12 protein-coding genes and 1 pseudogene are annotated in these 14,032 nt (G+C 64.8%); 6 read left to right on the forward strand and 7 right to left on the reverse strand.

Annotation, left to right across the window (positions count from 1 at the left end; translation table 11 throughout):
* Window positions 1-14: 14 nt before the first annotated feature.
* A complete protein-coding gene (locus DCM80_RS07430) occupies window positions 15-728 on the reverse strand; it encodes a helix-turn-helix domain-containing protein (protein ID WP_257175688.1) in 714 nt (237 codons plus the stop codon).
* A 154-nt stretch (window positions 729-882) separates the two neighbouring features.
* On the opposite strand from DCM80_RS07430, the gene DCM80_RS07435 reads away from it, so the two are divergent.
* Window positions 883-1,200, forward strand: coding sequence for a cytochrome c (locus DCM80_RS07435; RefSeq protein WP_257196388.1), 318 nt, complete (start codon window positions 883-885; stop codon window positions 1,198-1,200).
* Window positions 1,201-1,206: 6 nt separating this feature from the next.
* Here the strand turns inward: DCM80_RS07435 and DCM80_RS07440 are convergent, their stop codons facing one another.
* The 3 genes from DCM80_RS07440 to DCM80_RS07450 are packed head-to-tail and all read right to left on the reverse strand — an operon-like array spanning window position 1,207 to window position 4,220.
* A complete protein-coding gene (locus DCM80_RS07440; protein WP_257196389.1) occupies window positions 1,207-2,310 on the reverse strand; it encodes an MlaD family protein in 1,104 nt (367 codons plus the stop codon).
* 3 nt (window positions 2,311-2,313) lie between these two features.
* Entirely contained in the window at window positions 2,314-3,081 is a 768-nt protein-coding gene (locus DCM80_RS07445; RefSeq protein WP_028137647.1) for an ABC transporter ATP-binding protein, read from the reverse strand.
* Window positions 3,082-3,083: 2 nt separating this feature from the next.
* On the reverse strand, window positions 3,084-4,220 hold the full coding sequence (locus tag DCM80_RS07450) for an ABC transporter permease (protein WP_257175691.1): 1,137 nt from the start codon (window positions 4,218-4,220) through the stop codon (window positions 3,084-3,086).
* A gap of 173 nt (window positions 4,221-4,393) precedes the next feature.
* On the opposite strand from DCM80_RS07450, the gene DCM80_RS07455 reads away from it, so the two are divergent.
* Together DCM80_RS07455 and DCM80_RS07460 are read left to right on the forward strand one after the other, a co-directional pair.
* Window positions 4,394-4,669 carry a hypothetical protein gene (locus DCM80_RS07455; RefSeq protein WP_257196390.1) on the forward strand — a complete coding sequence of 92 codons (276 nt, stop codon included), beginning with the start codon at window positions 4,394-4,396 and terminating at the stop codon, window positions 4,667-4,669.
* Window positions 4,670-5,182 carry a phage holin family protein gene (locus DCM80_RS07460; RefSeq protein ID WP_257196391.1) on the forward strand — a complete coding sequence of 171 codons (513 nt, stop codon included), beginning with the start codon at window positions 4,670-4,672 and terminating at the stop codon, window positions 5,180-5,182. It begins immediately after the preceding gene.
* An 8-nt stretch (window positions 5,183-5,190) separates the two neighbouring features.
* On the opposite strand, the gene DCM80_RS07465 is transcribed toward DCM80_RS07460, so the two are convergent.
* Entirely contained in the window at window positions 5,191-7,884 is a 2,694-nt protein-coding gene (locus DCM80_RS07465; RefSeq protein ID WP_257196392.1) for a bifunctional acetate--CoA ligase family protein/GNAT family N-acetyltransferase, read from the reverse strand.
* 65 nt (window positions 7,885-7,949) lie between these two features.
* Window positions 7,950-8,330: pseudogene (locus tag DCM80_RS07470) on the reverse strand (universal stress protein); the annotation flags it as partial.
* Between the two features lie 214 nt (window positions 8,331-8,544).
* On the opposite strand from DCM80_RS07470, the gene DCM80_RS07475 reads away from it, so the two are divergent.
* From DCM80_RS07475 to DCM80_RS07485, 3 genes are read left to right on the forward strand one after another with little or no spacing between them, the layout of a single operon-like run.
* Window positions 8,545-9,528: a zinc-dependent alcohol dehydrogenase family protein gene (locus DCM80_RS07475; protein ID WP_257196393.1), complete on the forward strand. Its 984-nt coding sequence runs from the start codon at window positions 8,545-8,547 to the stop codon at window positions 9,526-9,528.
* Between the two features lie 22 nt (window positions 9,529-9,550).
* Window positions 9,551-11,113, forward strand: a complete 1,563-nt coding sequence (locus tag DCM80_RS07480; RefSeq protein ID WP_257196394.1) for a bifunctional aminoglycoside phosphotransferase/ATP-binding protein — start codon at window positions 9,551-9,553, stop codon at window positions 11,111-11,113.
* Window positions 11,100-12,071, forward strand: a complete 972-nt coding sequence (locus tag DCM80_RS07485; protein ID WP_257196395.1) for a CHAD domain-containing protein — start codon at window positions 11,100-11,102, stop codon at window positions 12,069-12,071. The genes DCM80_RS07480 and DCM80_RS07485 overlap by 14 nt, the downstream gene beginning before the upstream one ends.
* Here DCM80_RS07485 and DCM80_RS07490 read toward each other — a convergent pair.
* Window positions 12,068-13,921 (reverse strand): alpha/beta hydrolase, encoded by a 1,854-nt coding sequence (locus DCM80_RS07490; RefSeq protein ID WP_257196396.1) that lies wholly within the window; start codon window positions 13,919-13,921, stop codon window positions 12,068-12,070. The genes DCM80_RS07485 and DCM80_RS07490 overlap by 4 nt on opposite strands.
* Between the last annotated feature and the right edge of the window lie 111 nt (window positions 13,922-14,032).

Here is a 14,032-nt window from a genome sequence, read left to right on the forward strand (position 1 = left end):
GGGGCGTCGGAAGATCAGGCCGCGGCCAGGGCCTCGGCGCGCGCGGGATCGAGCAGGCTTATGCCGCCGTGAATGATCTCGATCACGCCGTGACGCTCCAGCTTGGTGAAGGTGCGACTGACGGTTTCGATGGTCAGGCCGAGATAGTCGGCGATGTCCTGGCGGCTCATCGGCAGTGGAACCGTGTCGGATAGGCCCTTGTTCGCGACCAGCCGTTCACGCCAGCCGAGCAGGAAGGTCGCTACCTTCTCGTCGGCCGAACGACGGCCCAGCAGCACCATATGATCGCGCGCCTGGCTCAACTCGCGAATGGCCAGCTCGTTGATCCGCTTGAGCAGAAGCGGCCGGTCTTCGATGAAACGGCTGAACGGAGCTTTGGCGAACTGGCAGACGGTCACGACACCGATCGCATCGGCCGAAAAATTGTGCCGGCCGGAAAGGTTCATCCCCAGGAAATCGCCAGGCAAGGCGAAACCGACGATCTGCCGCCGGCCGTCGGGCAGCAGCTTGTACAGCCGCATGACGCCCTCGAGGACGTTGTAGAACGAGGTCGTGATGTCCTCTTCGGAGAAAACGGTCTCGCCCGACTCGAAATGAACGCGGCGTCCGAGATGCTCGAACTCCCTGAGCTCGATTGCATTCAGCGACGAACAAACAGCCGCACCGCGTACGGCACAATCGTTGCAAAAATGTCCGTTCGGCTCAATCATGACCACGGAAGGCTTCATCCACCGCTCCCCGCGCCGGCTGCACCCCGCCCCCAGGCCGAGTCCACCGCGCGGCTGGATTTTACTGCACTGCGCCAAAGCCAATTGACTCAGATCAAATTTGGGTGGCATCCCCGTCTTATTCTGCTTCAGAGCTCGACGGGATCATTCTTCCATGCTGCAAGGCGCCCTACGTCACAGCCTGATCGGGCTGCTTCTGGTTACGCCTGCCCTGGCGGCACCGACCGCCGAACAGCGTGGCAAGGCTTTTGCGAGGGCCAATTGCGCGCACTGCCATGCCATTGACCGCGCCTCCCGCAGCCCGCTCGAGGGCGCACCCCCGCTGCGCATCCTGCATCGGCGTTACCCAATCGAGACCCTGGGCGAGGCGCTGGCCGAGGGAATCAACACCGGTCACGCCGACATGCCGGCCTTCGAGCTCAGTCCGGACCAGATCCACGACCTTCTGTCCTACCTGAAGACCCTGGAATAGACGGCGTCATACCGCCTGCACGGTCCACCCGATCAGCTCCTTGGCGATGCGGGCAAAGGCCGCGTCGAAGGCGGCGACTGAAGCGGCGGGCTCGACCTTGTCGAGCTTCTCGCTGGCCTCGACCAGGCGCGAGGCAATCACCTTGCCGTTCTTGTCGACGATCCGTGCCGACAGTCCGATCTCGACCCTCGCCTCGCCCTCAGTGGCGATCCGAAAGCGCCGGATGTCGATCAAGAGCTGGTAATCCGCCTGACCGAGATCGCTCGTGCGCAGCGGTGCGTGGGCGATGTCGTAATTCTCAAAACTGTCGATCAGGCGTGCCTGCACCAGCTTCGGAATGCTGTCGGCCCAGAGGAAGTCGGCAAAGCCCGGCCTGTCGCCGACGGGCACGAACAGCATGCGCTGGGTCTGCAGCATTGCGACCGCGCTCGGCTCAGGGATGGCCAGTGACGCCGAGAGCGTCTTGCCGGCAGGCCCGAGGTTCTGCGGAATGTGCAGGTCGTAGGTGACCTTCTGCGCGGGAGCGCCGCCGCCGGTCATCTTCTCCAGGCCGGCCAGAATGCCGTCGATCTTGCCGGTGTTGCGCGCGAGCCCGTCGGAGAAGGTCTTGAAATTCGCGATGGTGTCCTTCAGCGGGCCGGAATTGTCCTGAAGCACCGTATCGACCCGCCGCAGCGCATCACGCGCCGCCTGCGTCATGCTCTGACCGGCGCCGGCCTCGGCGATCAGGGTCACGGGCTCGCCGGATTTGGCGACGATCATACCGCCCTCCAACGTCACCACCGGCACGCCGGTCAGGCCCTGGAATTCGAGACCGACCCTGGTATCGGAGCGGACCGGCGTGGCAGTCGCAACCGAAATCGTGGCATTGACGAAGCGCGGGTTGTCCGGCGCGAGCCCGAGCTGGGTCACCTCGCCGACGCGGATGCCGTTGAACAGCACGCCGGCCCCGACCAGGAGGCCTGGCACCGGCCCCTGGAATTGCACATGGTAGTTCGTGCGCGGCCCGATGCCGCCAGTGTTGTTCAGCCAATAGACGAAGCCGAACACCGCGAGGATCGCGGCCAGCACGAAACTGCCGATCAGCACGTAGGGAGCGCGGGTTTCCATGTCTTATCTCATCTCGTGTTGCAGCATCTGCGAGCGCTTGCCGTGAAAATAGGCGCGCACCCAGGGATGCTCGGATTGCAGCAATTCCCGCATCGGGCCGATCGCCACGATCTTGCCGTCGGCGAGCGCGGCAACGCGGTCGCAGACGGTGGTCAGACTCGCAAGATCGTGGGTCACCATGAACACGGTGAGCCCAAGCGTCTTTTGCAGCGTCTTGATCAGCGCATCGAAATCGCCGGCGGCGATCGGATCGAGGCCGGAGGTCGGCTCGTCCAGGAACAGGATCGGCGGATCGAGCGCGAGCGCGCGGGCCAGCGCCACGCGCTTGGTCATGCCGCCGGACAGCTCCGCCGGATATTTGTCGGCGTCCTGGGGACGCAGGCCGACCATTTCGAGCTTGGCGATCGCGATCTCGTCCATCAGCTCCTGCGACAGGACCAGATTTTCGCGCAAGGGAAACTGGACGTTCTGGCGGACCGTCAGTGAGGAGAACAGCGCCCCCTGCTGGAACAGAATGCCCCATGTCGTGGCTGCGCCTCGGCCGTGCCCCCCGGTGGGTTGTCCCATCACGTCGATGGTCCCGCCGCGGCGCGGTATCAGGCCGATGATGGTCCGCATCAGCACCGACTTGCCGCCGCCGGACGCCCCGACCAGCCCAAGGATCTCGCCGCGGCGGACGTCGAGCGACAGATGGTCGAGCACCGTCTGGCGGCCGAAGCCGACCACGAGATCACGGACGCGGATCGCGAACTGGTCTTGCGATGCGTCCATCGTCACATTCCGATCGAGGCAAAGAAGACCGCAAACAGGCCGTCGAGCACGATCACCAGGAAGATCGATTTCACCACCGACGTCGTGGTCTGTCGCCCGAGCGACTCGGCGCTGCCCTTGACCCGCAGTCCCTCGCTGCAGGCCACGATCCCGATCACCAGCGCCATGAACGGCGCCTTCAGGATGCCCACCTCGAAATGCGTGACGGAGATGGCCTCGTGCAGCCGCGCGATGTAGATCGCCGGTCCCATATCGCCGTAGAATTGTGCAACGAGGCCGCCGCCATAGAGCGCGGCAATCGATCCAATGAAAGTGAGAATCGGCAAGGCAATGACCAGGGCCGCAACGCGCGGCAGGATCAGGACGTCGACGGGATCGAGCCCCATAGTCGAGAGCGCGTCGATCTCCTCGCGCATCTTCATCGAGCCGAGCTCGGCGGTGTAGGCGCTTCCCGACCGGCCGGCGACCATGATGGCGACGATCAGCACGCCGAGCTCGCGCAGCACCAGGATGCCGACCATGTCGACTGTGTAGGACTCCGCGCCGAACCGGCGGAAATGGAAGAAACCCTGCTGCGCGATGATGGCACCGATCAGGAAGGTGATCAGCGCGACGATGGGAATCGCCTGCCACCCGATGCGGTAGAGCTGATAGACCAGCGAGGTCAGCCGCAGCGAGCCCGGCCGGCGCAGCACGCCGACTATAGCCATGAACAAGGCACCGAGCATCTGGAGGAAGATCGTGATGTCCTCGCGCGATCCGACCGTCGACTTGCCGAGATCGCCAAGCCTCGACAGCACCGGGTTGGGCGCAGCCGTGGGGGCCGGTGTGTGCCGGTTGACCTGGCGCACCTCATCCATCAGCCCGCTGAAATGATCTGCGACGCCGACGAACTGGGCCGACCTTCCGGATGATGCGGCCCTGCGCGACAGCTTCTCCAGGACCCAGGCGCCGAGCGTGTCGAGCGCGCTGACGCCCGACATGTCCAGGGTGACGGCGCGCGAGCGATCGACGTCGGCTCCGACCGACCGGGACAATGTCTCGAGCGTTACCACATTCGCGGCGGTCCAGGGCCCTTCGGGGCGCAGGTTCAGCACGTCGCCGGACGGCGTCGCGAGCAACAGCGGTTCGTGGTTCACGCTTCCACCTCGTCGGGACAACCGGTCCCCATTCAGACGGCATTTCTAGGCCAGCATATGGCGGCCGGCTTGACCTGTCTCAAGAGCGAACGGCAATGCCGATTGACCCAAATCAAGCGTGATCGGGCGCGCGGGCCCTAGGCTTGCGTCCGTTCAATGGGGATATCGGGTTCATGTTCGACCGTGACAGGATGAGCGAAGAATTGCGCACGCTGAAGGTTGATGTGACGCGCTTGCTGAGCACCGCCGGCGAAGAGATGTTCGAAAGCTCGAAGGATCGCGCCGAGGCGCTCGCCGATCAGATCAGGGTTGCGCTCGCCGAGCTCGGCGAGACCGTCGAGGAAGAGCACGAGCAGCTTCAGGGCCTTATTGCGGACCGTCCCATCACATCGCTCGCCTCCGCTTTCGCACTCGGCGTGGTCGTCGGCTTCATGCTGAGGAGACACTAGGTGAATACCGAGAACGTGGTCAAACACCTGCGCGTGCTGTGGCGCACCGACAGGATCATCGCGGACATCAGGCTGCGTCATCTGCTGATCGGCCTCGGCCTGCGCGCCTTCGCGGCACTGATTGCGGCGTTCGGGCTTCTGATGCTGGAGCTGGCGGCCTATTTCGCGCTGGTCCAGATCTGGAGCGCGATCGCCGCGGCGGCCATCCTCGGTGCCGTCAATTTCGCCATCGCCGCTGCCATCTTTGTCATCGCCGGCCGCGCTCCGTCCGGCCGCGACATCGAGCTCGCCGGCGAAATCCACGACGCCTCCATCGAGGCGCTTCAGCTCGAGGCGCGCGCACTCCAGGCCCAGGTCTCGGGCGCGGTGCATCATCCGCTGAGCACGATCGTGCCGGTGCTGGTGCCGCTGATCGCGATCATCGTGAAGAATTTGCGGTCGACGGCCAGAACATCGGCCAAGACATCTGCCAAGTCATCCACTGCCGCAGGTTCGGCCGAAGCGTCCTCCTGAGCTGGCGCTCAGAGTTTCAACTTGACGTCGCAGATGTCGGGTTCGGCCGGATCCGGCTTGACCTCGAAACCCAGGTTTCGGCACATCTCGAGCATCACGATGTTCTCCTGGAGCACGTCGCCCGAGATGACTTTCAGTCCTTCCGACTTGGCGTAGTCGATGATGAGCTGCATGAGGGCCCAGCCGAGCCCCCTGCCCTTCAGGTCGGACCGCAGCAGGATCGCGTATTCACCGTTCTCGTAGACCGAATCCGAATGGAGCCGGACCACGCCGACCATCTCACCGGTGGCCTCGTCGAATGCAATGAAGGCCATCGCGCGCGCATAGTCGAGCTGGGTCAGGCGCGCGATGAACTCGTGGGTAAACTCCTTCATCGGCGCGAAGAAGCGCAGGCGCAGATCGTGCGGCGTGACGTGGCGCAGGAATTCGTGGATGGTCGGCTCGTCCTCCGGGCGCATCGGCCGCACGAAAATGCGCCAATCCTCCTTGAGCTTGAGGCGGCGCTCCCATTGCGACGGGTAGGCCCGAACGGCGAAATTGGCCGGGCCGGAGCCGACGAACTTCCGTTGCGGTGGACCGACCGCGACGCGGGCATCCACCGCAGTCACGCCGGTTTCGTCCGCCAGCAACGGGTTGATGTCGAATTCCCGGATCTCGGGAATGTCGGCGGCCATCTGCGCCAGCTTGACCAGCACCATGGCGACCGCGTCCTGCTTGACCGCCGGCACATCACGATAGGCCTTCAGCAGCCGCGATACACGCGTGCGGTCGATCAAATCGCGGGCGAGCTGCAAATCGAGCGGTGGCAGCGCAAGCGCCTTGTCGTTGATGATTTCCACCGCCGTGCCGCCACGGCCGAACACGACGACGGTTCCGAAAGTGGGATCGTCGGCGAGGCCCAGGATCAGCTCGCGCGCCTTTGCCTTGACGACCATGGCCTGGACGATGACGCCCCCGATGCGGGCTTCCGGGCGCAGCTTTTTTGCACGTGCCATAATGCCCGTGGCCGCGCCCCGGACTGCTTCGGGCGTCGTCAGATTGAGCACGACGCCGCCGACATCGGATTTGTGGACGATGTCCCGCGACATGATTTTCAATACGACTGTGTCGCCCTGTGCGAAGATATCGTTTGCATAGGCCACCGCCTGCTCGACATCGGCCGCCGCATAGGTCGGCACCATCGCGATGTCATAAGCTTCGAGCAGATTCTTGATCTCGACCGGCTCCAGCCATTGCCGGCCATCCGCGATCGCGGCGGTGACGATCTGCCGCGCCCCTCGAGCGTCGGGAACGAACGTGTCGGGCATCGCGGGGGGAACCTGGCTCAGCTCCTCCACCACTTCGCGGTGCCGGACCAGATGCATGAAGCCGCGCACGGCGTCGTCCTCAGTCGGATAGTTCGGCACACCCGCGCTTGAAAGCGCCTGAATGATGTGCTGATCGGCGCCGACCCAGGCCGCCAATACGGGCTTCGCCCAGTTGCGGTGCTCGTTCCGGTACCTGCCGACGAGCTCCGTCACGGTCTGAGCGATCTCGGCCGCCGAGGCAATTGCAGTTTGCACGTTGAGAACCAGAACCGCGTCGTTGTCGCGATCGGCCAGCAGCAGCTCCAGCGCCGCCGCATAGCGCGCGGCATCGGCGTCGCCCACGATGTCGACGGGATTTGCACCGGACCAGGTCGGCGGCAACGCAGCATCCAGCTTCCTGCGCGTCTCCGCCGAGATGGTCGCCGGAATTCCACCGAGTTCGACCAGTCGATCGACGGCGAGCACGCCGATGCCGCCGCCATTGGTCAGGATGGCGAGGCGCTTTCCGGCCGGCGATTCGACGCGGCCGAGTGTCTCGGCACAATCGAACAGCTCACGCAGGTCGGAGACCCGCAGGACGCCCGCGCGGCGGAACGCCGCGTCGTACACGGCGTCAGCGCCGGCGAGCGCGCCGGTATGCGTGGCAGCCGCCTTCGCGCCCTGCGCCATGCGGCCGGACTTCACCACGACGACGGGCTTCACGCGCGCGGCGGCGCGCGCAGCCGACATGAACTTGCGCGCATCCTTGATGGACTCGATGTAGAGCAGGATCGCGCGCGTCTTGTGATCCATCGCGAAATAGTCGAGCAGATCGGCAATGTCGACATCGATCTGATCGCCGATCGAGACGATGCCGGAGAAGCCGACACCGCGTTGCGCGGCCCAATCGACCATGCCGGCGGCAATCGCGCCCGATTGCGAGATCAGCGCGAGGCTGCCCGCCCCCGGCATATGCGCGGCAAAGCTGGCATTCAGGCTGACTCCGGGCATCATGATGCCGAGACAGTTAGGTCCGATCAGCCGCATGCCGTACTCGCGGGCTGCGGTGATGGCAGCCTCGTGCAGAGATCCCGGTCCGTGGCCGAGCCCGGCCGAGACGATCAAGGCGCCCGCCGAGCCGCGACGGCCGGCCTGGTCGATGATGCCGGGAATCTCACGCGCAGGCGCGGTGACGATGACGAGCTCGGGCACGAAATCGAGAGCGTCCAGACTCTTGACCGCGGCGATGCCGCCGATTTCGGCATGGCGTGGATTGACGAGGCCAAATCGCCCCTTGAATTCGGCCTTGCGAATGTTCTCGAGAACGGCGCGTCCCACCGAGACCGGACGGGCGCTCGCGCCGACGAGCGCAACTGAACGCGGCGCCAAAAGATTATTCAGACGATAAGTTGACATGAAAGCAAATGCACCCGCTCGGCGACGGTTCGATGGTTGACGATCAGGCTGGACGAATGACGAGCCTAGTGCGAGATCATAACCCAGCATGGTGGCTCGCCAATGACGGCCATTGTCACACCGCCCCAGACGATCTCATTCAGGGGCGAATGATGATAGGCGCCCATCACGATGGCGTCCATGCCGGGGGAATTCGTCCAATTTCGCAAGACCTTGCCGATCGAGCTGCCGCGGCTCGTCGCCGCCTCGAACGAGACATGGACACCGTGTTCCCTCAGATTTTCGACCAGAGCGGTTCCGGATTGCACGATCGCGTCGGTCTTCTCATTCGCCACGGTCACCACGCGAACAGAGGCCGCCGCCTGCGGGAGCGGCAACGCGTCGCCGACCGCATGTGCCGCATGCGCGGAGTGATCCCAGGCGATCATGACGTTCTCAAGTTTTGGGCCCGCGCGGCTGGCCGGCAAGCGGCAGAAAGACGTCCTTGATAAGCATCGGGATTCTCCTTGGCGCCACGATAGGGCCGGCGCTCGTCGAGACGCTTGATCCTCGTCAAGCCAAGGAAACGCGGTCTGGAGCCGGCGTTGACCGGCGTCAAGGACTGGCCGATCGGCTATTCTATGGATAGTTCAGTCGGAGCGGTTCGCCCCGGAGAAGCTCATGCGCGCGATGGTATTGCCGGCCCCGCGAACGCGGCTCCAGCTGGAGCAGCGGCCCGACCCGATACCCGGCGAGGGTCAGCTCCGCGTGAAGATCAGCGCCTGCGGGGTCTGCCGGACCGACCTTCATCTCGTCGATGCCGAGCTGCCCGATATTCGCTATCCGATCGTACCCGGTCACGAGATCGTCGGCCGGGTCGATCTCGTGGGCCCAAATGTCGCAACGCATGCGCCCGGCGACCGCGTCGGCATTCCCTGGCTCGGCTTCACCTGCGGAAACTGTCGATTCTGCCGGAACGGCATGGAAAACCTGTGTGACGCACCGCTGTTCACCGGCTACACCCGCGATGGCGGCTACGCGACCCACGCCGTCGCCGACGCCCGCTACGCTTTCCCGCTCGGTGAGGCCGGCAACGACGTAGAGATTGCGCCTCTGCTCTGCGCCGGGCTGATCGGCTGGCGCTCGCTGGTACTGGCCGGCCCTGCCGAACGGCTCGGCCTCTACGGTTTTGGCGCGGCCGGCCACATCATTGCGCAGGTCGCGCACTGGCAGGGGCGATCGGTCCATGCATTCACGCGACGCGGCGATGCTGCCGCGCAAGATCTCGCCCGTCGTCTCGGTGCCGTCTGGGCGGGAGCATCAGACGAGCTGCCAGACGAGCCGCTCGACGCCGCCATCATCTACGCACCATCAGGCGAGCTTGTGCCGGCTGCGCTGCGCGCGGTCCGCAAAGGCGGGCGCGTCGTATGCGCGGGCATCCACATGACCGACATTCCAAGTTTCCCTTATGATCTGCTCTGGCACGAGCGGCAGCTGGTCTCCGTCGCCAACCTGACCCGGCAGGACGGCATCGATTTCCTCAAGATCGCTCCGCAAGCGGGCGTGCGCACCGAAACGACGGCATTTCCGCTCGAGCAGGCCAACGAAGTTCTGGCCATGCTGCGGGCCGGTCAGATTCTCGGCGCGGCCGTGCTGACGCCCTGATGGTGCTCGGATGTCCATTTCCATGAAAGACGAAATGGCGACCCAGGAGCGGGTCTTCCGGACGCTCACGGGCCATCCCGGCGTGACGCGGATCGACACGCATGGAGCCTCGGTGTTCCTCGACGGCAAGCGCGCGCTGAAGATCAAGCGCGCCGTCCGGTTTCCCTTCCTCGATTATTCGACGCTCGATAAGCGCAAGGCGGCGTGCGAGGAGGAAATCAGGATCAACCGGCCGTTGGCGCCGCAAGTCTATCATCGCGTCGTCGCGATCACGGAAGAGCCCGATGGGTCGGTGCAGGTTGGCGGCGCCGGCCGGCCGATCGAGTATGCGGTGGAAATGTCGCGCTTCGACGAAAGCAAAACGCTGGATCATCTGGCAAAGTCGGGGCCGCTGGATCCAAAGCTCGCCTTGGCCGCCGCAGACGCGATCGTGGCTTCGCATGCAGGGGCGGCCGACCCCGACGGAAAAGTATGGGTCTCATCCATCCCCGCCCTGATTGACGGCAACAGTCAGGGCCTGCGGGCTGGTGGGCGTTTTGGCCCGGAAGACATCGAAAAGCTTAGTCAAGTCTCGCACGAGGCCTATTCGCGTCTCCGCCCCTTGCTCGCGGAGCGCGGCCGGAAGGGTTTTGTCCGCCGTTGCCACGGCGACCTGCATCTCGCAAACATCGTTCTGATCGATGACCGGCCCGTGCTGTTCGACGCCATCGAGTTCGATGCGCAGATGGCGACCGTCGACGTGCTCTACGATCTCGCATTCACGCTGATGGACCTGTTGCACCACGATCAGCCGCACGCGGCCAACCTCGTGCTGAACCGATATCTCACCGCGACGCCCGCCGATAATTTGGACGCGCTCTCGACCCTGCCGCTGTTCATGTCCGTCCGGGCGGCGATCCGCGCCCAGGTGGCTTTGGCACGGCTGAGGCCGCCGCATTCCGACGACCCCGGCATTCTCGAGCAGGCGCGGCGCTATTTTGACCTCGCCAGGATGCTGATCCATCCTGCCGCTCCGCGCCTGATCGCCGTCGGCGGATTGTCAGGCACCGGCAAGACGGTGCTGGCGCAAGCGCTGGCACCCCGCATCGCACCGCCGCCCGGAGCCGTCGTGCTGCGCAGCGACATCGTCCGCAAGCAGATGTTCGGGGTCGAGGACACCCATCGCCTGCCGCCCACCGCCTACACGCCGGAGCATGCAGCCCGCGTCTACGACACGCTGGCTCAACTTGCCCGGCGGGTGCTGGCGCAAGGCCATTCCGCGATCATTGACGGCGTATTTGCCCGCGAGGACGAACGAGACGCGATCGCGGCACTGGCGAGGGAGTGCAACGTGCCGCTGGACGGCCTGTTCCTGATTGCGGACCTCTCGACCCGGCAGATGCGGATCGGAAGTCGCCGGGGAGACGCATCCGACGCCACGCAAGAGGTTGCCGCGCTGCAGGAGCGCTATAATATCGGCCGTGTCGGTTGGGCGACCATCGATGCATCCGGGACGCAAGAGCAGACGCTCCAGAACTGCCGGAACGCGATCGCTGCAGGCAAACAGGGCAATCTGATTGGCGCGGGCAAAGATGGCGCGACCTAGCACGATCTCGACGGCCGCTCGCGTCACGCCGGCGGCACGTCGCAATGCCCTGCCCGGCCGCCTCAGTCCCGGGATGGCCTGCGATACCGCGTTCCGGATCATCGCGCGCCGTCACCTTGCCGCCATCCTCGCCCAGCATGACGGCACCTGCCGCGGCGATCCCGATGCGCTGCACCAGATCCGGATCGCCCTGACGCATCTGCGCACCGCCATCCGCTTCTTCTCGCCGATGGTCGACGACGCCCTGCGACCGACGATTTGGGCCGAGCTGAAATGGCTGAACAGCCAGCTCGGCATGGTGCGGGACCTCGATGTGGCGATCGAGCGGGTCGTGGCCGAGAGCGGCGACGAGCTCGCCGTGATCGCCGAGCTTCAGCACTGGGACGAAAAACGCGCCGAGAGCCATCGCGAGCTGGCGCTCGCACTGCAATCCCCGCGCTATCGCCGCCTTGTCGAGCAGGCCTCGGCCTGGATCGAGAGCGGCCCCTGGTCGACCCGGCGCAGCAAGGAAGCCATCCGGTTGCGCCGCTGCACGCTCGCTGACCATGCAATGGAGCGACTGGCCGAGTGGGAGACGAAGCTGCTCAAGAAGGCGCGGAAGCTCCGCAAGCTCGACGTCGAGAAGCGTCACAAGCTGCGGCTTCTCAACAAGCGAATGACCTATTCGATCGAGTCACTCCAGGACCTGTTCGCCGATGAATCGCTGACGAAACAGAAGTCCATCCTCAAGCGATTGCGCAAGGCGCAACGGTCGCTCGGACAATTGAACGACGACGCGCGCGGCCAGGCGCTGGCCGCGTCATTGAATGGCGCCGGCCACGAAGCCGGCAAGCGCTTCCTCAACCGCAAGCGGGAAAAGAAGCTGCTGCGGAAGGCGTCGGACGCCTACCGCAAACTGGACAAGACCAAACCCTTCCGCTCCTCGGATCTCGCGCCAGGATCCGAACCGCAATCTTAGGTGTGGACGTAGTCTCCCGGCGCATCGGGCAGTCCCGGCGCGTCTCCAACTCCGGTCCGAGGCGGATCGCTGGGCGCGCCGGAATGCGCCGCTAGCCAACTGGCCCATTCCGGCCACCACGAGCCCTCGACGTGCGGAGCCAGCTTCAGCCATTCGTCGGCACCGACATAGGGCGCATCGGCAGCCTTGGTCAGCACCTGATAGCTGTGGCCGGGCTCTTCCGGAGGTGCAACGACACCGGCATTGTGACCACCGCTGGTCAACAGGAACGTCACGTCGGCATCGACCTGGTAGTGGATCTTGTAGACGGATCGCCACGGCGCCACGTGATCGGCGAGGGTGCCGACCACGAACATCGGCGCGTGGATATCGGATAGCGAAATGCTCCTGCCGTCGACTTGATAGCGCCCGCCGGCCAGATCGTTGTCGAGGAACAGCTTGCGCAGATATTCCGAATGCATGCGATAAGGCAGCCGGGTTGCGTCCGCGTTCCAGGCCATCAGGTCGCTCGGCGGCGCGCCCTCGCCCATCAGATAGTCATGTGACAGACGCGACCAGATCAACTCGTTGGAGCGCAGCAGCTGAAAGGCGCCGGCCATCTGCGTCGTGTCGAGATAGCCTCGCTGCCACATCATGTCTTCGAGAAAGGCGACCTGGCTCTCGTTGATGAAGAGCGTCAGCTCCCCGGCCTCGGTGAAATCGGTCTGGGCCGCAAGGAGAGTGACGGTGCCGAGACGGTTGTCGCCGTCGCGTTCCATCGCCGCCGCGGCGATCGACAGCAGCGTACCGCCCAGACAATAGCCGAGCGCATGCGTCTTCCGCCCCGGCACGATCAGGCCGATCATGTCCAGCGCCGCCATGACGCCCAGCTTGCGATAATCGTCAAAGGCGAGATCCCTATCCCTCGCATCCGGATTGCGCCAGGAGATCGCGAACACGGTGAACCCTTGGCCGGTCAGATATTTGACCAGCGAGTTCTGCGGCGAGAGATCGAGAATGTAGTACTTCATGATCCAGGCCGGCACGATCAGGATCGGCTCGGGCCTCACCTGCGCGGTGGTCGGGTGGTACTGAATGAGCTCGATCAGCTCGTTGCGGTACACGACCTTGCCGGGCGAAGCCGCCACGGTCTTGCCGACCACGAATTGCTCGCCACCCGCCAGCTTCGAGTTGGAGAGCAGGCGCATCAGATCGCTGCACCAGTTCTGCCAGCCAAAGACGAAATTCTCCCCGCCGCTCTGGAACGCCTTCTCCAGCACCTTCGGATTGGTTGCTGCGAAATTCGACGGGGCCAGCATGTCGAGCATCTGGCGCATCGAGAACTCGACGATGGCCTCATTGGGGTGCGAGACGCCACGCACGCCCGTCGCGGCATCGCGCCACCAGCGTTCTGCGAGCAAGAACCCCTGCGCCAGCAGATTGAACGGCGCAGTCTCCCATTGCGGTCCACTGAAACGGCGGTCCCGTCCCTGCGGCTGAATCACGGACCATGGCTTCTGCTCCGGCGACGCCGCGTGCGCGGCGGCTTCCGCCAGCCGGCCGATGTCGCGCAGGATGGTGCGGGAAATCTCCATCTGGCGCTGCGGCGCCGCAGCGAGATGCGAGCCCCAATCGAGCCAGGCAAGCGACAAGGCAAGCGGCGAAATTCCGCCGGTGAACCGTGCCAGCATGGCGTGAAAGGCGCGGTCGAGTGGATATGGCTCGGATTCAGGCGGAGGGTCGGCGGCGGCCGTCTTTTCTGCGGGCTTTTCGGCGCTCACCGTCGAAGCTGCGGTAGCAGCGGCGGGGCTGAGCGGGAGGACCTGCACGGCCGGCTCTTCGGCCCGTGGAAATATCTGCACGACGCTCATGGCTGAATGATCCCAAGGGCTGCGGTCTGACGTCGGCGGAAGGATATGGCCGGCGTTCGCATAAGCGTTGAGCTGCATCAAACCGGAGGGCGGATCACGATTGCTTCATCA

The sequence above is a fragment of the Bradyrhizobium sp. WBOS08 genome (assembly GCF_024585125.1).
Taxonomy (GTDB): Bacteria; Pseudomonadota; Alphaproteobacteria; order Rhizobiales; family Xanthobacteraceae; genus Bradyrhizobium; species Bradyrhizobium japonicum_B.